The sequence below is a fragment of the Lentibacillus salicampi genome (assembly GCF_004565465.1).
GTDB lineage: Bacteria > Bacillota > Bacilli > Bacillales > Amphibacillaceae > Lentibacillus > Lentibacillus salicampi.
Map to the genome: position 1 here is coordinate 26,933 of NZ_SRHY01000025.1, position 20,604 is coordinate 47,536.

Here is a 20,604-nt window from a genome sequence, read left to right on the forward strand (position 1 = left end):
GGAGGTGTTCGATGTTTATTCATATTGGCGATGATAATGTCATCCAGTCAAAAGATGTCATATCCATTATCGATCACAGCGTGGTGACATCTTCAGGCATTATGGAAAAGATGGTGGAAAAAGCCACGCAACAGCATAAAACGTTTGGTCCAACTGACGAAATCAAGTCAGTTGTTGTTACGAGAGAAAACATTTATTACAGTTCATTATCCGTTTCAACTCTGAAGAAACGTGCCAGTATGATTTCGACAATCAGCAAACTGGATGACTATTCGGATGAGATTGAATAAATAATGAACAGAGCTTTATATCGTGATGCATTAAAGTATAAGAAAACCTTGGTACTCGGTATTTAATTGTCGAGACATGAGTTTTTCCAGGAAACGTAGGTGAAAAGATGTCAGCAGAAGAGAATGTTTCAAAGAACCAAGCTTATGGCGCTGATCAGATTCAAGTGCTGGAAGGATTGGAAGCAGTACGAAAAAGGCCGGGAATGTATATCGGCACGACGAGTGAAAAAGGGCTGCATCATCTTGTATGGGAAATCGTCGATAATAGTATTGACGAAGCTCTTGCAGGTTACTGCGATAAAATCCAGATCATCATTGAAAAAGATAATAGCATCACCGTCATTGATAACGGACGTGGTATTCCGGTTGACATTCAGAAAAAGACCGGCAAACCGGCACTTGAAGTCATTATGACGCTCCTCCACGCCGGCGGTAAATTCGGTAATGACAGTTATAAAGTGTCTGGCGGTTTGCATGGTGTCGGGGCATCTGTTGTAAATGCTTTATCAAGCAAACTGGATGTTTATGTTCATCGGGACGGAAAAATTTACTACCTTGGTTTTGAAAAAGGTGTGCCACAAGGAAAAATTGAAACAGTCGGTGAAACAGCTATCACCGGGACGAAAACACAATTCAAACCCGATCCGGAGATTTTTACGGAAACAACGGAATTTGACTTGGATACACTTGAGCAGCGTGTGCGTGAATTAGCCTTTTTGAATAAAGGCATCACCATTTCCATCGAAGACAAACGGGTTGACGCGGAACCGGTCGACTATCATTACGAGGGCGGCATCAGTTCGTATGTTGAATTTATTAACCGTAACCGGGAAGTACTGCATGAACCGTTTTATTCTGAAAGCGAAGAAGAGCAAATCATGGTTGAAGTTGCCATTCAATATAATGATGGCTTTGCCAGCAACATTTATTCCTTTGCCAATAATATTCATACATATGAAGGCGGGACACATGAATCAGGCTTTAAATCCGGGCTGACACGGGCGATCAATGAGTACGCCCGTAAGAATAGTCTGTTCAAAGAAAATGATCCAAACTTAAGCGGCGATGATGTCCGGGAAGGTTTGACTGCGATTATTTCGATTAAGCATCCGAATCCGCAGTTTGAGGGACAGACGAAAACAAAGCTTGGGAACAGTGAAGTGAAACGTGTGACGGATTCGACATTCAGCGAGACCTTTTCCAAATTTATGATCGAGAATCCTGATGTGGCCCGTATTATTGTGGAAAAAGGACTAATGGCTTCACGCGCGCGTCTTGCAGCCAAAAAGGCACGCGAATTGACCAGACGAAAAAGTGTCCTTGAGGTATCCAACCTGCCAGGCAAATTGGCCGATTGCTCATCACGGGATGCAAGTATCAGTGAGTTATATATTGTTGAGGGCGACTCTGCCGGCGGTTCAGCCAAACAGGGACGAGATCGGCACTTCCAGGCTATTCTGCCATTACGCGGAAAAATACTAAATGTTGAAAAGGCCCGTCTTGATCGAATTTTATCCAATAAGGAAGTCCGAGCCATGATTACGGCATTGGGAACCGGGATTGGCGAAGAATTTGATATAACCAAAGCCCGTTACAATAAAGTTGTCATTATGACTGATGCCGACGTGGATGGCGCGCATATCCGCACATTATTATTAACATTTTTCTATCGTTATATGCGCCCGTTAATTGAACATGGATACGTTTATATTGCTCAGCCGCCATTATATAAGGTACAGCAGGGAAAGACGGCTCATTATGCCTATGATGATAAGGAAATGGAGCGCATTCTGGAGGAACTTCCCCAATCGCCAAAGCCAGGTCTGCAACGCTATAAAGGGCTTGGTGAAATGAATGCAGAACAACTTTGGGAAACAACCATGGATCCGGAGACACGTACATTTTCTCAAGTTGAACTTTCCGATGCCATGGATGCTGATTATATTTTTGATATGCTGATGGGTGATAAAGTGGAACCACGAAGGAATTTCATCGAGGAAAATGCCCAGTATGTCCAAAACCTGGATGTTTAGGCACATATTTTATATAAAACAGATTGGCAGCTAAGATGTCAACTTCATGGTCAGGCTGGTTTTGACAATCAGCTTTTCGTTGTTTGACCAAACGATTATGAACCGTTTAGCCCGGCACCCGGGAATTTGGGAACCTGAAGGAAGAGTTGGAGGTATTTTTAAATGGCGGATGAACAACGTCCAAGTGTTCAGGAAATTAATCTCAGTCAGGAAATGCGCACATCTTTTCTTGATTATGCGATGAGTGTTATCGTATCACGGGCACTGCCCGATGTACGTGATGGCATGAAACCTGTCCATCGCAGAATTTTGTATGCCATGAATGATCTTGGAATGCATGCAGATAAGGCGTATAAAAAGTCTGCCCGTATTGTCGGTGAAGTTATTGGGAAGTATCACCCTCATGGGGATTCGGCTGTTTATGAGTCGATGGTCCGTATGGCGCAGGATTTCAGCTATCGCTACATGCTTGTCGACGGCCACGGCAATTTTGGTTCAGTTGACGGAGACTCAGCTGCGGCCATGCGTTACACGGAAGCACGCATGTCCAAAATTTCCATGGAATTATTGCGTGACATTAATAAAGACACCGTTGATTATGATGATAACTATGACGGAACAGAACGTGAACCGGTTGTTTTCCCGGCCCGTTTTCCGAATCTGCTTGTCAATGGCGGTGCAGGAATTGCAGTCGGGATGGCAACCAACATCCCGCCCCATAATCTCGGTGAAACGATTGATGCCGTATTAGCTGTCAGTAAGGATCCTGAGATTACGATTCATGAATTAATGGAACAATATATTTACGGCCCTGATTTTCCGACAGCAGGTGAGATACTTGGCCGAAGCGGCATCCGCAAAGCATTTGAAACCGGGAAAGGATCCGTAACAATTCGGGCAAAGGTCCATATTGATGAACAGTCCAATGGCAAATCAACCATTGTCGCGACTGAACTGCCTTATCAGGTCAATAAAGCGAAGTTAATTGAAAAAATTGCTGAACTTGTGCGTGATAAACGGATTGATGGGATTACGGATCTGCGCGATGAATCGGACCGCAATGGGATGCGTGTTGTCATTGAGCTCCGTCGTGATGCCAATGCGAACATTGTGTTAAATAACTTATACAAATACACGGCCTTACAGACAACATTCGGCATCAATATGCTGGCATTAGTTGATGGACGGCCAAAAGTGCTGACCATCAAGCAGTGTCTTGAGTATTATTTGGAACATCAGAAGGAAATTATTAGACGCCGGACAGCCTTTGAATTGCGAAAGGCAGAAGCCCGAGCTCATATTTTGGAAGGTCTGCGTGTGGCACTGGATCACTTGGATGAAGTCATTTCACTTATTCGCAACTCGAAAACGACCGACATTGCTCGTGACGGACTGATGGAAAACTATGATCTTAGTGAGAAGCAGGCACAGGCCATCCTGGATATGCGCTTGCAGCGACTGACAGGACTGGAACGGGAAAAAATTGCCAATGAATATAATGAACTTCTTCAACTAATTGATGAATTGAAGGCCATTTTGGCAGATGAAGAAAAAGTGCTGGAAATTATCCGGGAAGAACTGACGGCGATCAAAGAAAAATACAATGATTCGCGCCGAACCGAAATCGTTGCCGGCGGGGCAGACTTTATTGAGGACGAAGATTTAATTCCTGTCGAAAGTGTTGTCATTACGCTTACCCACCAGGGCTACGTGAAACGTCTTCCGGCTTCCACGTACCGAACACAAAAACGCGGCGGCCGTGGAATCCAGGGAATGGGGACAAATGATGATGACTTTGTTGAACATTTAGTCTCCACCTCAACCCACGACACGATTCTTTTCTTTACGAATAAAGGGAAGGTATACCGTGCGAAAGGATATGAAGTTCCCGAATTCAATCGGACTGCAAAAGGAATACCGATTATTAATTTGCTGCAGATTGAAAAAGGCGAATGGATTAATGCAGTCATTTCAGTTTCTGAGTATAGTGAAGACTACTATCTGTTTTTCACAACAAGACATGGGCTATCCAAACGCACAAAGCTATCGCAATTCGCCAATATACGTAAAGGCGGTTTGATTGCAGTTGGTCTGCGGGAAGAAGATGAGTTAATCTCGGTCAGGCTGACAGACGGTACGAAAGATATAATGATGGGCACACAAAACGGTTATCTGATTCGTTTTCCAGAAGATCAGGTTCGTTCGATGGGACGGAATGCAGCAGGCGTTCGCGGTATTTCACTGCGGCATGATGATGAAGTGGTTTCCATGGAGATTTTGGATGAAGGCTTACAAGTGCTGCATGTGACCAGTAAAGGGATTGGAAAACGTACACCGGAAGATCAATATCGCGTGACAAACCGCGGCGGGAAAGGTATCTTCACCTGTAAACTGGCCAGTGACAATCATGTAGTAGCAGTAAAAGCTGTTACAGGAGAAGAAGATATCATGCTTATAACTGTTGCGGGTGTGCTAATTCGTATTCCGGTTGAAGGTATTTCCCAAACAGGCAGAAATGCCCAAGGTGTCAAACTCATCCGTCTGAATGAAGATGAAGAAGTCGCAACGGTTGCAAAGGTGGAAAAAGACGAAGAAGCAGATCCTGAAGAAATGGATGAATCCGAAACAGATGCAGCAGAAGATCAGGAAACATAAAATGAAACTTCAATTATTGGGGATTTTGTATGCCCCAATGATTGTTAGTTGAACAGAATCGGGCACTTACGGGCAGTATGATCACTTATCCTCTTTGGTTTTACTACATAGTCTTAATGTGGGGTCTTACTGCCAGTTATATGCGGGATAAACAGCTGATATTAAAAAAGGGTGACCAGTACGGATTATAGTTGATTCGTTTTAATCTGCAGGTCACCTTTTTTTAAAAGATAAGAACCTATAAAATTTTTGGCTATATGAAGCTCTTTCTCAGCAATAGCCATGTCCAGGTCCAGCGCCTACCACCTTGAGGTCTTAAGAAGTCATTTTACGTGGCGACACACGCCACTACAAATGCTTGCTTAAGCTTTTAAGGGGTGAACACGTTGCCCTGCGCTTTTCTGATTGAAGGGTTTGATTTAAAGGGGGAAAGGTTTCATGCGGGTAGAGTCATCTCAGCTTATTCCCGGATGTGTGCTGCTAAAGGATGTGATTGGAAAGACGAATAATCCAATCGTTCCGGAACAAACCGTACTAACAGATGAACACATCACCATATTGCATAAATTTTTAGTGGAAATGGTTGATGTCTCACCGAAACTTGCCGGTGGTGAGCCATTTCGGCCTGAATTAACCGACCGCAAACAGGACGTACCTGGACAAACTTCAGGGGGGACGTTTGCAGCTCACTATCAAAATACGGTGGCGGACTACAAACAGCTGTTTGAGAAGTGGCAGAACGGCGCAGTGATTGATATACCTGAAGTCAGGCAGATCCTGATTCCTTTTTTTGAAAACGTGGAAACTGTCGGGTTACCTGTTTATACCTTGAACCAATATGCTGCTGAAAAGAATACGTGTGATCGCAGTGTGTCTGTTGGGGCCTTGGCAGCATTCCTGGCTCAAAGACTAGGCTATGAAAAAGGTGAATGGCTGCAAATCGGGCTGGCCGGCTCCTTGAGTGATTGCAGCATGGCAAAATGGGATGACACGTTGGTTACGAAAAACGGCTCTTTAAGCTTTTTACAATGGGAAATGATAAAAAAACATCCTATCCGTTCCTACAGGATGATTGAAAAAGCGCCTGCCATCAGCCAAGCGGCGAAACTAGCAGTTCTTCAGCATCACGAACGGCTGGATGGGTCTGGTTATCCGTTTGGACTGACGAGCGAAAAAATTCATACGTATTCCCGGATTATTGCCGTTTGCGATATGTATTACAGTCTGATGTTTGAGCGAAAACAGTCAGCTTTCGATGTGATCGGAAAGCTGAAAGATGAGCAGTTTACCACGTTCGATCAACATGTCTTAAAAGCATTCATAACAAGTTTTGCAATTGTTTCAGTGAATACTAAAGTACGGCTTTCAATAAACCGGACCGGTGAAATTGTATTTATGGACGAGCAGCACCCCGCCCATCCGATCGTAAAACTTGATGATTCACATGATATCCTGCCGCTTAGGAACCACCGTGATGTTCACATTGAAGCCATTTTGCATCATTGAAAAAAACTTTATCACAGCTTTATTTCACTCGTTCATTTCGAACAGGAACTTTCCAATTGCCCGGGGAACTTTTTCGGCAGTTATTGTCAGGAAATGTTTAATAAACGGGTAATCTTTATCAGGTTTGACAGCCAGCAGATCTCCCCACCATTCGGATTCGTAGCGACACAGCATGCTCAAATTATAAAGCAGTAAATAGTGGACCATGATTTCGGAAATTGGTAAAAAGTTTTCCCGTTGCACTGGAAAGTAATTTGCCCTGTTCTCTGTATCAGTGAAAAAAGGACTGTCATTTGCCGGCTCGAAAGGCGCTGTTAAATCAATTATCATAAAGCCGGCTTTGGTTTCTGTACGGCTGATTGATGGCAAATAGGGCTTAATACGCTTAATAAACGCGTTGGCTGTTAAGTGAAAGTTATCCAGTAACAAGACTGGGAATTGCAAGCGCATCGCCCCCATTTCCGCTATCTTAACCATGTTTTCCATATGATGAAAATGAAGCATCGGTGCCATTTCAGGAATGAGCGGAAGCAGCTGTGACATCTTTATTTTTTCAAATGGTGGCTTGTGGATCGAAAATAAGTGTTCAGAGAAATAAGGAAACAGCCCATTATGCTGGATTTTCACTTCATCATCCCAAAACGTATATCCCTTTTTCTTACGCTTTCGACTCGAGACGCCATGTGCCAATATCGCCGTTGACTCCGGATAGTCCGGTCTTACCGTCAGAAGTGCTGCCTTTAGTAAATGGACCATCCCGTAGAAAAAAATAAGCGGCTGCATGAGTATTTCCATTTGTTTCCCATTCTCATAAAAACGGATTCCATGGTCGAGATAGTAAATTAACTTATTGCAGTTTTCGAAGCTTTTGATTTGAGCGTCAACCCCTTCCAATGACCGGTAACACTCGTATAAATAATCGCGTGCTGTTTGCTGCGACTGGAGATATGTATAAAAATTGGTTAAATCATGATTCACCATGAAGCCTTGCCCCCTTCTAACTATAACAATTTTCCGAATCAAACTTCTTTTATTACATATCGCTAATGGTATTGAAAAAGCTTGCCGCTTGGCGTATTCTATAAAACAATAGAATCGTTGTTTCATGTGGTTACACGTTTAGGTTCACCAACTGAAAGCATAATAATCATGATACCAATGGACAGGAGGCTAAACATGCGTGAAGATAAGTTTGCGAAAGAAGGGCTGACATTTGATGATGTCTTACTGATGCCTGCTGAGTCAGAAGTGCTGCCAAAGGATGTTGACGTCAGCACCCCATTATCCGGAAAGACCAAACTTAATACGCCATTTATAAGTGCTGGAATGGACACCGTAACCGAAGCGGAAATGTCTATAGCTATGGCCCGGCAAGGTGGATTGGGCATTATTCATAAAAATATGTCCATTGAGGATCAGGCTGAGCAGGTAGATCGCGTCAAACGCTCGGAAAGTGGTGTCATTACAAACCCCTTTTTCCTTACACCGGAACATCAGGTTTATGATGCTGAGCATTTAATGGGCAAATTCCGGATTTCCGGCGTCCCGATTGTGAACCATATTGATGAGCAAAAATTGGTCGGGATTTTGACAAACCGTGATTTACGTTTCGTTCAGGATTATTCAACCCCGATTAAAGATGTGATGACAAGTCACAATTTGGTGACAGCACCTGTGGGTACGACCCTTGAAGGGGCTGAACACCTGCTTCAGAAACATCGGATTGAAAAACTGCCACTAGTCAATGAAAATGAGATTCTTAAAGGTTTAATAACCATTAAAGACATTGAAAAAGCGATTGAATTTCCAAATGCGGCGAAAGATGCACAAGGTAGACTGCTTACCGGCGCTGCGGTTGGTGTAACCGGTGATGCGATGACGCGTATCGAAAAACTGGCTGAAGCAGGCGTTGATGTGATTGTCATTGATACAGCACATGGCCATTCAGCAGGCGTTCTGGATAAAATTCGTGAGGTGCGTGAGGCGTATCCCGAGCTTGATATCATCGCGGGAAATGTCGCAACAGCAGAAGCGACAGAAGATTTGATTAAGGCAGGAGCTAATATTGTCAAAGTCGGCATTGGCCCTGGATCCATTTGTACGACCAGAGTTGTGGCTGGAATCGGTGTGCCACAAATAACAGCGGTGTATGACTGCGCGGTGAAAGCCTCTGAGTATAGCGTGCCGGTCATTGCTGATGGCGGCATTAAATACTCCGGCGATATTGTGAAGGCACTCGCAGCCGGTGCTCATGCTGTCATGCTCGGGAGTATGTTTGCCGGTGTCATGGAAAGCCCCGGCGAAACGGAAATCTTCCAGGGCAGACAATATAAAGTCTATCGCGGTATGGGCTCGGTTGGTGCCATGCAGGCGGGTTCCAAGGATCGTTATTTTCAGGATGCCGAAGATGCAAAAAAATTGGTCCCTGAAGGTATCGAAGGAAGAACTGCTTATAAAGGTCCGCTTGCTGATACCGTTCATCAGCTGATCGGCGGTTTGCGCGCCGGCATGGGCTATTGCGGGACAGGGTCAATTGATGCACTGCGCGACGACGCCCGATTTATCCGAATTTCAAATGCCGGATTAAGAGAAAGTCATCCACATGACGTGCAAATTACAAAAGAAGCACCGAATTATTCGTGAATGAAATCTGTCTGCCGGTCAGTCTCCGATAGTAAATATGACCTATTTAATAATTAATAGATAGGGCTTTCCCCTGTCTATTTTTTCTCTATTTTTTATGGTAAAATATTTAAGACACAAAACAAAAATTACATGAATGTATCATTTCATATAATGGTGGAGGTAGAGAAAGTGAAACCCAACATGAAGAAGCGTTTGTCAATATTGCTTGCCGCCCTGGTACTGCTAACAACAATGACTATACATCCGTTTAAAGTAAAGGCAGCAGACTCAATAGATATTGAAGCAGAATCAGCCATATTGGTTGATGCTGAGACAGGGAAAATTATTTATGCCAACAATCCTGATATGGAACTACCTCCAGCCAGTATGACCAAGATGATGACTGAATATCTTGTTCAGGAAGCAATCAAGGAAGGCCAAATCAGCTGGGACACGACAACACATATTAGTGACTACGCCTACAGCATATCGGCAAACTCGACATTCTCAGGTATCGGTTTGACTCAGGATAAGGAATATACGGTAGAGGAATTATATAATGCAATGGCTGTTTTTTCTGACAACGGTACGACCATTGCACTTGCAGAACTTGTAGCAGGTTCTGAAGGTGAGTTTGTCAAAATGATGAATGCGAAGGCAGAGAAAATGGGGCTGTCTGATTCTAAATTTGTTAATTCAACAGGTTTGGCTAATGCCTCACTTGGTGAAAATGCGCCTGAAGGTACTGATCCGAATGGCAATAACCTATTATCAGCAAAGTCAGCAGCACTGCTTGCCTATCATCTGGTTAATGATTTCCCTCAAGCATTGGAAATTTCCAGCCAAACAACAACTGAATTTGAGGGGTATACGATAGAGAACTTGAACTGGATGCTACCGCACGACTCTGTCAATTTCGAACAATTTTATTATGAAGGGGTCGACGGTCTGAAAACAGGTTTCACCGATTCGGCGGGGTACTGCTTTACAGGAACTGCGGAACAAAATGGCAAACGTTATATATCTGTTGTCATGAAAACAGACAGCGATGCCGCGCGTTTTGAGGAAACAGCCAAACTGTTGGATTACGGGTATGAACAGTTTGAAACGCAGGAAATCTTTCCGGCAGGCTATCAGCTTGAAGGGGAATCAACGCTCCCCGTTTCAAAAGGAAAAGAGGATAATGTCAAGGTTGCCACTAAAGAAGGACTCAGTATACCGGTTAAAGGTGAGCAGGCTAAAAATTACAGCCTCGAATATCAATTGGATGAAGACAAACTGAATGAAGATGGAGAATTAGCCGCACCAATTGAGGAAGGCGAGAAAATTGGTATAGCTAAAGTTGTTTTTAACGGTGAAAATGACTACGGCTATATTTTCCCGACGAGTGGCAAACAGACAATCGATCTAGTTGCCCAGAGTGGTGTTGAAAAAGACAATTGGTTTATGCTGACTCTTGGAGCCATTGGCAGTTTCTTTGGAAATATCTTTAGCACCGTTGCTGATACGGTGAAAGGCTGGTTTTAAATAAGAAACATTCTTATGGGAGGGAACAACATGGCAAATACAGGAACAGAGCGTGTGAAACGTGGTATGGCAGAAATGCAAAAAGGCGGCGTCATCATGGATGTTGTCAATGCTGAACAGGCAAAAATAGCAGAGCAGGCAGGTGCCGTAGCCGTCATGGCATTGGAGCGTGTGCCATCTGATATCCGTGCGGCCGGTGGTGTAGCCCGGATGGCAAGTCCGGAAATAACTGAAGAAGTTATGAACGCTGTATCCATTCCGGTCATGGCCAAAGGGCGTATTGGACACATTGTAGAGGCTCGTGTGCTGGAAGCAATGGGTGTTGACTATATTGATGAAAGTGAAGTGCTGACGCCGGCTGACGAAGAATTCCATTTGAAAAAGTCAGATTATACCGTGCCATTTGTATGCGGCTGCCGTAACCTTGGTGAAGCAGCACGCCGAATTGGCGAAGGGGCATCCATGCTACGGACAAAAGGCGAGCCAGGTACAGGCAATATTGTAGAGGCAGTCCGGCACATGCGCCAGGTTCAATCGGAAATCAGAAAGTTGACTTCTATGTCGACAGATGAAGTGATGACCTATGCCAAAGAGATTGGTGCACCATATGAATTGTTGCTGGAAGTTAAAGAAGAAGGACGTTTGCCGGTTGTCAATTTTGCAGCAGGTGGTGTGGCGACACCAGCAGATGCAGCATTGATGATGCAGCTTGGAGCGGATGGTGTATTTGTTGGATCCGGTATTTTTAAATCAAACTATCCGGAAAAGTTTGCAAAGGCAATTGTTGAAGCAACCACACATTATACCGATTACAAATTAATTGGCGAATTGTCCAAAGATCTTGGAACTGCCATGAAAGGCATTGAAATGGGAACATTGGATGCCTCAGACCGTATGCAGGACCGCAGCGAGTAGAAAGAAGGAATCTTGATGAATACGATTGGTGTCCTGGCATTGCAGGGGGCTGTGCGTGAACATATCCGCTCAATCGAGGAGACGGGCGCTACAGCCATTGAAATAAAACGAAAAGAACAGCTCGCGGAAATCGATGGACTGATTCTGCCCGGCGGCGAAAGTACAACGATGCGGCGATTAATTGACAGCTATGATTTTTTTGAGGCGATTAAGGCGTTTGGCGAACAAGGCAAGCCGGTCTTCGGTACGTGTGCCGGCATGATTTTATTGGCGAATGCTATTGAAGGTCAGGCGCAGGCACATTTAGGATTAATGGATATGAAGGTGGCACGGAATGCATTTGGCCGGCAAATTGCCAGTTTTGAAACGGAATTGGATGTATCTTATGTTGGTGATGCATTTAATGCTGTGTTTATCCGGGCACCTTATATACTGGAACCAGGATCAGATGTGGAAGTATTGACAACCTATCAAGATAGGGCAGTTGCGGCCAAACAAGGGCATTACTTGTGCGCAGCTTTTCATCCTGAACTGACAGATGACAACCGCTTTATTGAATATTTTGTGCAAATGGTGGAACAATCAAAACAGATACTTGCATCTTTTTGAAAGGTCCGATATGATATAGCATAATACGTAACAGTGGTGAAAGGAAATAGTAGCATGTAAGTTTTCTACAGAGAGTCGGTGGCAGGTGGAAACCGATGAAAACAGCTTGCGAATCCATCCTTGAACTGGTTTGCTGAACGGACAGTAGGCAGACCCGGCTAAACGTCGTTATTTTATTTGAGCCGGAAGCGGTAAATGCTTCAATGAGGGTGGCAACGCGGGTAAAACACTCCCGTCCCTGTTTTTTTGCAGGGGCGGGAGTGTTTTATGTAATTTTAAAAAAGGAGATATTTAACTATGCTTGATATGAAGTTTTTACGGAACAATTATGATGATGTCAAGGAAAAGCTGGCACATCGTGGTGAGGATTTGTCAGAGCTGGAGCGGTTCGGGGAACTGGATGAACGGCGCAGAGTACTTATCTCGGAAACAGAAACATTGAAAGCCAGGCGCAATGAGGCATCAAAACAAATTTCCGCCCTGAAAAAGGAGAAAAAAGATGCAGAGCCTGCCATTAAAGAAATGCAGGAAGTCGGGGGAGAGATAAAAGCACTTGATTCGGAACTGAAAGATATTGAAAAAAAGCTGGAAATGATCATGCTGTCAATTCCAAACATCCCCCATGAAAGTGTCCCACTTGGGGATGATGAGGATGATAATGTACTGGCACGCAAATGGGGAGATTTGCCAGTCTTTGATTTTGAACAGAAACCGCACTGGGAGCTTGCAACAGATCTGGGTATCCTTGACTTTGAAAGAGCGGCAAAAGTGACCGGAAGCCGATTTGTATTTTACAAAGGCCTTGGCACGCGGCTGGAACGGGCACTGATTAATTTCATGATGGACTTGCATGCGGATGAACATGGGTATACTGAGATGATGCCGCCGCAGATTGTTAACCGCGGGAGTCTGACGGGAACAGGTCAGCTGCCCAAATTTGCAGAAGATGTATTTAAACTGGAGGAATGGGACTATTTCCTGATCCCGACTGCTGAAGTACCGGTCACAAATTTCCATCGGGATGAAATTCTGGCAAATGCTGACCTGCCGAAAAAATATGCCGCCTACAGTGCCAATTTCCGGTCTGAGGCGGGATCTGCCGGCCGTGATACCCGCGGGCTCATCCGACAGCATCAATTTAATAAGGTTGAACTTGTTCATTTTGCCAAACCGGAAGATTCGTATGACACACTGGAAACATTGACAGGCCATGCCGAAAAAGTACTGCAGCTGCTTAACCTGCCGTATCGCGTCATGAGTATGTGTACGGGTGATCTTGGATTTACGGCGGCGAAAAAGTATGACATTGAAGTGTGGATTCCGAGTCAGGAAACGTACCGCGAAATTTCGTCGTGCTCCAACTTTGAAGATTTTCAGGCAAGGCGGGCAGGCATCCGTTTCCGCAGAGAAGCAAACGGCAAGCCGGAATTCGTTCATACGTTAAATGGATCGGGCCTTGCTGTAGGGCGTACTGTGGCTGCTATTCTGGAAAATTACCAGCAGGAGGATGGCACGGTCGTCATTCCGGAAATACTACGGCCGTATATGGGCGGAAAGGAAGTCTTAGCGGTGCAGTGACACGGCTAAGAGAGAATGAGCTTCTCTCTCCTTTATCCTGTATAATAATGGACAGTTCCCGATTGGCTGTCCGTAAATGTTCTGTTTTCATTATCATTCAGCGGGGAGAACGCCCGCTGAATGAGTTTTATTTTAGTCCTTCATTTGACGCTGATGTTCTTCTATTTCTTCTTCGGAGAGTTCCGTGTATTTCGCGATTTGCGCCACATGCATTCCATCTTTTAGCATTTTTTCAGCAGTTTCCAGTGCAGAGTTCTTTTTTCCTTCCTTATGTCCTTCCCTATGTCCTTCTTTATGCCCTTCTTTATGCCCTTTTTCCCGGGCCTCCCGTTGTTCCTTTTTTAGTGCTTTTTCAAGATTTCTTTCAAATCCGGTCATCATTGTTCCAACCTCCTTTCTTTTTGTCTGAATGATTATTTTTTCAACTTGTTTATGATGCTCCTCAGGCAGTCTTTTTATGGCAATTCCTTTAAGCCATGACTGGAATAATGTAAATTCAGCAGGTGTTAACTTTTCAAGGATATCGACAAGGCGTTTTAACCGTTTGATTAATGCTTCCGTGTCAGACGCGCCCTGATCCAAAAAAAAGATAGAACCCATTAAATTTGAAAGGTGTAATAGCTCCTGTTCGTCATAACGGTTAATATCAAGCAGAATATATTCAAAGTTCAGCACCTGCTCTTTTTCAAACTTTTCCACATGCAGCAGCATATCCTTAAATTGCGTTGGCACTGTCCATTTCCTTTTGCCATTATAAAGAACGATTGGGATGATCACAGGTAAACGAAAGGATTTACGGCCGACCTTTTTTCGTCCCATGTTTTTAACGACATCCCGCCAGATTTCATTCATGTACAAAAGCAGCCGATAAGGCATTTGATAATCGACTTTGGATTGCAGCTCCATTAATATATAGAATATGATTTCCTGGTCTTCCGTTTTCATTCTGTATACAAGATCTGCTTCTTTCTCATTAAAATCCTGCAAAACATAAGATTTGTCCATGAGTTCCAGTTGTGATTCCGCTATTTCATTTACCCATTCTTTTTGGACAAAAGACGTCAGCAATTGAACAAAGATGTGCTTCGCGGACAATAGATACTTATATCCGACATCATGTTCGTTGTTCTGATTTTTCAATATAGCCTCTCCCTTTATTATATGGTATTTTTTTGTGATTTCCACCATTATGAGGCGTTTTCTTGAAGTTGGCAAAAGAGCAAAATTGAAAAATAAAGGGTTGTGAGGGTTCAATAATGGGATTTTTTCATACATAAAGCATTATTATAAGTGGTATTTCAGCCATAAAAACAAAACTTCAAGTGTTTTCATCACTTTCATGAATAAATAAACAAGTTGACGTTGTTAACGATATGTGTTAATCTAATTTTTGTCGTCAATATGGAGGTATACCCAAGTTCGGCTGAAGGGATCGGTCTTGAAAACCGACAGGCGGGTCAAACCGCGCGGGGGTTCGAATCCCTCTACCTCCTCCATTTCAACAATTTAGTAGCAGCTGGATAACATTTACATATATTAAAAGTGAGGCTTTCGTAAAATTTGATTTCATAAAATCTGACGAAAGCCTCGTTTCGTACTTGACAAGTGCCATCTTAGCAGGTATATTACATAAAATACTGTTAAGCAACGATGTTATTTAAAATATTTTAACGAAGAAGAGGTCAGTAGCAAAACGCCTGCCGTAAGAGAGTGGAATTCACCGGCTGAGAGATTCCATGGGTTCAGCTTTTGTGAAACCTGCCTTGGAGTTGTCAGATGAAAACCTGACCGCAGTCCCGCTGCGATAAGAAAACAGAGTGGGCATGCCCGGCATGTCAATGAAGGTGGTACCACGGAAAGACACCCCGATCCGTCCTTTCTACAGGACGAATTGGGGTGTTTTTTAAATCGTTAAAGGAGAGATAAAAATGAGCGAAAAGTTGGCGTTTATAGGTGCCGGATCCATGGCCGAATCGATCTTGACCGGCATTGTTAACAGCGGATTTTTGCCTAAAGAACAAATTTATGTTACCAATAAGTCTGACCGGGAACGTCTGATGTTTCTTGAAAAACAGTATGCTGTTCAAAAAACGGACGATAAGCAGGAAACAGTTCGCGGAGCCGATATGGTCGTTGTCGCCGTCAAGCCCTATGATCTGGAAGCTGCAATCACTTCAGTCAGCGGTTATCTTGATACAGATCAGCTGCTTATCTCAGTGGTGGCAGGTGTTTCGACTGATACGATCTCCGAATTAATTGGCAAAAAGGTCCCCGTCATTAGAGCGATGCCGAACACGTCATCTGCAGCGGGTCAATCTGCCACAGCCATTGCACGGGGAAAATATGCCGAGCAAAAACATCTGCAGGCAGCGCTGGGTTTGTTCGATACAATCGGAACAGCTACCGAAGTACTGGAGGCGGATATGCATACAGTCACCGCCATATCAGGAAGCGGACCGGCCTATATCTATTATTTGGTTGAAGCAATGGAACAAGCGGCGGTGGAATCGGGATTGGACGAGGACACGGCTCATAACTTGATTACGCAAACCATAGTCGGTGCCGGTGAAATGCTTAAAACATCTGGTCTCAAGCCATCTAAACTGCGGGAAAATATCACAAGCCCCGGCGGCACCACCCAGGCCGGACTGGAGACATTAAGCCGGCTGAACTTTCAGGAAGCAGTCATGTCCTGTGTGGAAAGTGCACGGGAAAAATCGATTGAGCTGGGTAAGAAACTGTAAAGGAAGGGATCCCGCATGTAACGGTCAGTAATCCGCCAAAAAACGGCGGCTAACTGTCCCTAAATGTCCGATTCGGCTCAACTATCATTCAGCGGAGAAAACCGCTCCACTGAATGAAGTTTCGCTTTATCCGCCGAGTTCTTTTTCATTTATTGAAACTTGTGCATGCAATACTGCAATCATGCCATAGAGTATATAGAAAGTTCATTTCCCGTTCGAATGGTTGCCATGATTATCCCTTCTTTCCTGTATTAAACGATACTCCAACATCCACTATACCGGAAATGGTCAGCTTAATCGGTGATATAAATCACTGAGATCGGAACCAGGAAGGGTCTTGCAACAATCCTTCTCACCCCCTATAATCGAAACAAATCCGGAAAAGGGGGCATCATCCAGCCAAAAAAGTTTAAATTTATTTTTCATTCGCATGCCCCCAAATGGTGATTCGTATCGATTATAGTTATGAATAGGGGCTGGGCGTTATCCAATGGGAACATTAAAAAGGTCCTCCAATTAAGGAGCACCTTACCTGATCAGTTCTCTTGTTTTCCATTTGCGTGACTGTTGGATGAAATGGCTGATTTTTTCCAGAATCGGCTCAATCGTTTCTTCCGCTTCAAGCAGGTCATAATCGGAAATATCGATGCGCAATATCGGGCATGCGTTGAAGTTGTTGATCCATTCTTCATAGCGGTTGTAAAGTTCTTCCCAATAAGAGACAGGTGTATTTTTTTCCATTTCCCGCCCACGGTTATGGATCCGCTCCAATATATTATCAAATGAACCTTCCAGATAAATCAATAAATCCGGGTGCGGAAAATATGGTGTCATGACCATGGCTTCAAATAGATTTGTGTATGTTTCATAATCTGTTTTGGACATTGTTCCGTTTTCGTAATGCATTTTAGCAAAAATACCTGTATCTTCGTAAATCGAACGATCCTGAATAAAGCCGCCGCCATATTCGAAAATCTTCTTCTGTTCTTTAAATCGTTCAGCAAGAAAATAAATTTGCAAATGAAAGCTCCATCGTTCAAAATCATCATAAAACTTCTCAAGATACGGATTTTTATCAACTTTTTCAAAGGATGTTTTAAAGTCCAGTGCGTTGGCCAACGCTTTTGTCATCGTTGATTTTCCGACTCCGACAGTACCAGCGACGGTAATAATGCTGTCATGCGGAATCTGGTATTTATCACGTAAATTCATGTTTGTTCCCCTTTATTGTTTGGATACTGTTTTGTGGTTACGCATGTGTTGTCTCACCAGACCAATAATTTTATCGAGATCCTCCTGGTGTTGAACAAAGTCCATTTCATCCCCATTGATCCGGATAACCGGAATATCGGGATGAAGCACCTCAAATTCATTCATATAGTCTTCATAATCCTGCGCCAGCTGTGCCAAGTAGGATGCTTTGATATTTTGTTCTACATGTCTGCCGCGAAGCCGAATCCGTTTGAGAATCGTATCAAGACTTGCATGTAAGTAAATCATCATATTGGGTACAGGCATATCGTCTGTTAATATATGGTAAGTTTGTTTATATTTACTAAACTTATCGGGCTTTAACGTTCGTTTAGCAAAAATCATGTTTTTGGATATATGATAATCAGCAATGACCGCTTTCTTCCGGTTAAGATAGTTCTGTTCAATGTCTTCCAACTGTTTAAAACGATTGCAAAGAAAAAACATTTCCGTTTGAAAGCTCCATTCCTCAATATTATCGTAAAACTTTTCGAGAAAGGGATTTTCTTCAACGATCTCTTTTAATAAGTGGAGATCAAAATGGACAGAAAGTTTTTCTGCAAGTGATGTCTTTCCAATTCCGATTGGTCCTTCGATTGTAATGAAGGGGGCCTCTGGCATAACTTTCCCTCCAATCAGTCTATAATACTTTTGACGCTATTCATTGTAGCATATAAAAAACAGCACTTCCATGTAAAATGAAATTCCGCCTTTTCATTTGGCCGGAAATTTTGTATAATGTTTATTGTGTCTTTTTCCACTTTCGGGAGATCTCTCATTGAATTGGACAAGTCTTACCAAAACATGCCCCCGTAGCTCAGGGGATAGAGCAATGGTTTCCTAAACCATGTGTCGCAGGTTCGATTCCTGCCGGGGGCGTAACCATTAAATGCAATTATGGCAAGGGTTTCAGCGATTTGGATTACTTGCCTACTTGAAAGTTTTGGGCCGGGGGCATACGCATGTTGCTTATTTTAAAAACGAAAAGCATAACACGAAAAAGCCTCTCTCTCGAAAGAAAGGGTCTGCCGTTCATAGTAAAAGTTAATGACAGGACAACCTGCATCTCCGGTAACTACACAATGTGTAGCGCGAGGGGAACCTTTCCCACCTCATTAACCCTTACTGTACATTATTATTTCCTTTTTAATTAAACAAGGGCGTCATTCAAATGACACCCTTCCCCAATACATAATTTGATCATTCCCTGTTTTAGCATAAAAATGAAATATATTAATCAAATTGTTCGGCAAACTCCCAAAATCCTGGAGGGTGTTTGAAAACATCGTTGTAATAGCATTCAGTAATTTTTGTCTTTAACTCCTGTTCTAGGTCTTGACGGTCTTGAGGATTGGTGTAGTAAAGTGACTTTTTAATTTTAGGCTCCAATTTATTTAATATTTGTTCCACATTAGCTGCTGTGGTCATAGTTATCTTGCCCCTTTTTTAGATGTTTTTCAAGCTTTTGCAGCGCTTTGCGATGAAGTTTGGATACGTTTTGAGGTGAGTCATCGAATAAATCGGCCATTTCATTGTTTCTTAGTTCATGAACATATTTGTGCGTTAAAATATCCTTTTGTTTAGGCGTTAAGGTTTGAATGGCTTGATATAATTGTGGTTCCTCGATATAGTCCGATATGGTTTCACAGGCAGTCATATCAGCTGTGTTCGGGTTCGGATGATAAAGCATGTCCTTGTGTGTTGTCTCTTTACTATCCTCATGTAATGGCTGATCGAGTGTCAATGCTTCACGCTCATGATGCTTTTTCCTATTTTTATCAAAGTTTATCGCATTAAAGTAAATCGAATTCGATAAATATGTCAGCGCTCTCACTTCACCGTAATGGCTTTGAAATGCTTCATTAACACGTTGTACTTTTTGTTGGGTTGGTGAACAGATCGCCTGTTTGACAAGTTCGAAATGGACTTCATCCTGTAAAAAAGATTTGATGATTGGCTGCTGAAAGAACTTTGGATGGCTTTGTTTAAATGCTTGAAATTTCTTAATACACTCATCTTGTTCTCCCTCCATAAGTATCACCTCACAAATTAAAGAGAAATGGAAGCTGAAAATATCAACCATTTATACTTAAAAAATAGAACATTAGTTCTAAAAAAACTATATTACCAATTTTTTTCTGTTTAAAACAGTGTTTTTTGAAAAAGGTTGATAATTAACGTCTTTTGGCTTCTTTAGAGTAATAGAAGGCGAAATTTAATTAGGAAGGGATATCAGACGTGTAATGATATATCAATTTGGATTTCCTTGCTGGAAGAGTACGGTTTCCCGATTATTATAACTGTTTATTTGTTGCTGCGGTTTGAAAAGAAATTAAGCAGGCCAGCCATAGCACTGGATGAAATGGAAGAGACCGTCCGACACAATGCAAAATAAGAAAGGGGAAAAAGAACATGGAGTGTTATGAACAAGCAATTCAACGGTATTATAGTGTCTTAACGAGTTACCTAGCCCTGGCAAAACGTTTAGAAACTTGTTGTCAAGAGGATACAGAATTTTATCAGCATGTATGCCTGTTATTCGCCAATAAAATTAAAGAAATGCAAGCTGAGCTGGCTGATAGCGGCTTTGTTCTCTGTCAGAGGAGCAATATTTCTGTCCCATGTGAAGAGACTTTTGCAGCAGTAGAAAAAGAAAAATGACATAAACGGTTGATATTTTGCCCCCTTGCTTCTCCTTATAAGAACAGGGGGGCGATGTTTATAAAGCCAGTAATTAAAAAATTGGCTCTTCACCAAAATCTATGGCTGACATTTAAAGGGTAATTATGGTAATCAAACCAAATAAATGAAAAAACACCCGTAACCCTACTATAGTGAAAATATGCACAAAACCACAATAGCGAGGTGTTA

Annotated in this window: 18 protein-coding genes, 2 tRNA genes and 2 other annotated features; of the genes, 14 read left to right on the plus strand and 6 right to left on the minus strand. The window is 42.9% G+C overall.

Going from position 1 to position 20,604, the window contains the following annotated elements; all coding sequences use genetic code 11:
- Nucleotides 1-11 precede the first annotated feature (11 nt).
- The 4 genes from remB to E4U82_RS13160 all read left to right on the plus strand — a co-directional run bounded on the left by remB (nt 12) and on the right by E4U82_RS13160 (nt 6,484).
- A complete protein-coding gene (gene remB, locus E4U82_RS13145; RefSeq protein ID WP_135110630.1) occupies nt 12-290 on the plus strand; it encodes an extracellular matrix regulator RemB in 279 nt (92 codons plus the stop codon).
- A gap of 107 nt (nt 291-397) precedes the next feature.
- A complete protein-coding gene (gene gyrB, locus E4U82_RS13150) occupies nt 398-2,323 on the plus strand; it encodes a DNA topoisomerase (ATP-hydrolyzing) subunit B (RefSeq protein WP_135110631.1) in 1,926 nt (641 codons plus the stop codon).
- 162 nt (nt 2,324-2,485) lie between these two features.
- Nucleotides 2,486-4,978 carry a DNA gyrase subunit A gene (gene gyrA, locus E4U82_RS13155; protein ID WP_135110632.1) on the plus strand — a complete coding sequence of 831 codons (2,493 nt, stop codon included), beginning with the start codon at nt 2,486-2,488 and terminating at the stop codon, nt 4,976-4,978.
- Between the two features lie 438 nt (nt 4,979-5,416).
- Nucleotides 5,417-6,484, plus strand: a complete 1,068-nt coding sequence (locus tag E4U82_RS13160; RefSeq protein ID WP_135110633.1) for an HD-GYP domain-containing protein — start codon at nt 5,417-5,419, stop codon at nt 6,482-6,484.
- Nucleotides 6,485-6,508: 24 nt separating this feature from the next.
- Here E4U82_RS13160 and E4U82_RS13165 read toward each other — a convergent pair whose 3' ends face one another.
- Nucleotides 6,509-7,465: a YaaC family protein gene (locus E4U82_RS13165; RefSeq protein ID WP_135110634.1), complete on the minus strand. Its 957-nt coding sequence runs from the start codon at nt 7,463-7,465 to the stop codon at nt 6,509-6,511.
- Nucleotides 7,466-7,660: 195 nt separating this feature from the next.
- Between E4U82_RS13165 and guaB the strand changes: the two genes are divergently transcribed.
- From guaB to serS, 5 genes are all read left to right on the plus strand, one after another.
- Nucleotides 7,661-9,127, plus strand: coding sequence for an IMP dehydrogenase (guaB, locus tag E4U82_RS13170; RefSeq protein ID WP_135110635.1), 1,467 nt, complete (start codon nt 7,661-7,663; stop codon nt 9,125-9,127).
- Nucleotides 9,128-9,298: 171 nt separating this feature from the next.
- A complete protein-coding gene (locus E4U82_RS13175) occupies nt 9,299-10,636 on the plus strand; it encodes a serine hydrolase (protein ID WP_135110636.1) in 1,338 nt (445 codons plus the stop codon).
- Between the two features lie 30 nt (nt 10,637-10,666).
- Nucleotides 10,667-11,551 (plus strand): pyridoxal 5'-phosphate synthase lyase subunit PdxS, encoded by an 885-nt coding sequence (gene pdxS, locus E4U82_RS13180; RefSeq protein WP_135110637.1) that lies wholly within the window; start codon nt 10,667-10,669, stop codon nt 11,549-11,551.
- A 15-nt stretch (nt 11,552-11,566) separates the two neighbouring features.
- Entirely contained in the window at nt 11,567-12,160 is a 594-nt protein-coding gene (gene pdxT, locus E4U82_RS13185; protein WP_135110638.1) for a pyridoxal 5'-phosphate synthase glutaminase subunit PdxT, read from the plus strand.
- A gap of 27 nt (nt 12,161-12,187) precedes the next feature.
- Nucleotides 12,188-12,403: a binding site (T-box leader), on the plus strand.
- A gap of 54 nt (nt 12,404-12,457) precedes the next feature.
- Nucleotides 12,458-13,738, plus strand: a complete 1,281-nt coding sequence (gene serS / locus E4U82_RS13190; RefSeq protein WP_135110639.1) for a serine--tRNA ligase — start codon at nt 12,458-12,460, stop codon at nt 13,736-13,738.
- Nucleotides 13,739-13,870: 132 nt separating this feature from the next.
- Here the strand turns inward: serS and E4U82_RS13195 are convergent, their stop codons facing one another.
- Nucleotides 13,871-14,878 carry an Rpn family recombination-promoting nuclease/putative transposase gene (locus tag E4U82_RS13195; protein WP_167751411.1) on the minus strand — a complete coding sequence of 336 codons (1,008 nt, stop codon included), beginning with the start codon at nt 14,876-14,878 and terminating at the stop codon, nt 13,871-13,873.
- Nucleotides 14,879-15,141: 263 nt separating this feature from the next.
- On the opposite strand from E4U82_RS13195, the gene E4U82_RS13200 reads away from it, so the two are divergent.
- Nucleotides 15,142-15,234 (plus strand) — tRNA-Ser (locus E4U82_RS13200).
- Nucleotides 15,235-15,402: 168 nt separating this feature from the next.
- Nucleotides 15,403-15,619 (plus strand) — a binding site (T-box leader).
- 47 nt (nt 15,620-15,666) lie between these two features.
- The gene (proC, locus tag E4U82_RS13205; RefSeq protein WP_135110641.1) at nt 15,667-16,482 is read left to right on the plus strand and encodes a pyrroline-5-carboxylate reductase; all 816 of its coding nucleotides are present in this window, start codon (nt 15,667-15,669) and stop codon (nt 16,480-16,482) included.
- Between the two features lie 528 nt (nt 16,483-17,010).
- Here proC and E4U82_RS13210 read toward each other — a convergent pair.
- Together E4U82_RS13210 and E4U82_RS13215 are read right to left on the minus strand one after the other, a co-directional pair.
- Nucleotides 17,011-17,694 (minus strand): deoxynucleoside kinase, encoded by a 684-nt coding sequence (locus E4U82_RS13210; protein WP_135110642.1) that lies wholly within the window; start codon nt 17,692-17,694, stop codon nt 17,011-17,013.
- A gap of 12 nt (nt 17,695-17,706) precedes the next feature.
- A complete protein-coding gene (locus tag E4U82_RS13215) occupies nt 17,707-18,354 on the minus strand; it encodes a deoxynucleoside kinase (RefSeq protein WP_135110643.1) in 648 nt (215 codons plus the stop codon).
- Between the two features lie 185 nt (nt 18,355-18,539).
- On the opposite strand from E4U82_RS13215, the gene E4U82_RS13220 reads away from it, so the two are divergent.
- A tRNA-Arg gene (locus tag E4U82_RS13220) sits at nt 18,540-18,612 on the plus strand.
- A 354-nt stretch (nt 18,613-18,966) separates the two neighbouring features.
- Here the strand turns inward: E4U82_RS13220 and E4U82_RS13225 are convergent.
- Nucleotides 18,967-19,161, minus strand: a complete 195-nt coding sequence (locus E4U82_RS13225) for a hypothetical protein (protein WP_135110644.1) — start codon at nt 19,159-19,161, stop codon at nt 18,967-18,969.
- Nucleotides 19,145-19,765 (minus strand): sigma-70 family RNA polymerase sigma factor, encoded by a 621-nt coding sequence (locus E4U82_RS13230; protein WP_167751412.1) that lies wholly within the window; start codon nt 19,763-19,765, stop codon nt 19,145-19,147. Before E4U82_RS13230 ends, E4U82_RS13225 begins: the two co-directional genes overlap by 17 nt.
- Nucleotides 19,766-19,999: 234 nt before the next feature.
- On the opposite strand from E4U82_RS13230, the gene E4U82_RS20645 reads away from it, so the two are divergent.
- Nucleotides 20,000-20,128 (plus strand): YvrJ family protein, encoded by a 129-nt coding sequence (locus E4U82_RS20645; RefSeq protein WP_167751413.1) that lies wholly within the window; start codon nt 20,000-20,002, stop codon nt 20,126-20,128.
- A gap of 17 nt (nt 20,129-20,145) precedes the next feature.
- Nucleotides 20,146-20,394 carry a hypothetical protein gene (locus tag E4U82_RS13240; protein WP_135110646.1) on the plus strand — a complete coding sequence of 83 codons (249 nt, stop codon included), beginning with the start codon at nt 20,146-20,148 and terminating at the stop codon, nt 20,392-20,394.
- Nucleotides 20,395-20,604 lie beyond the last annotated feature (210 nt).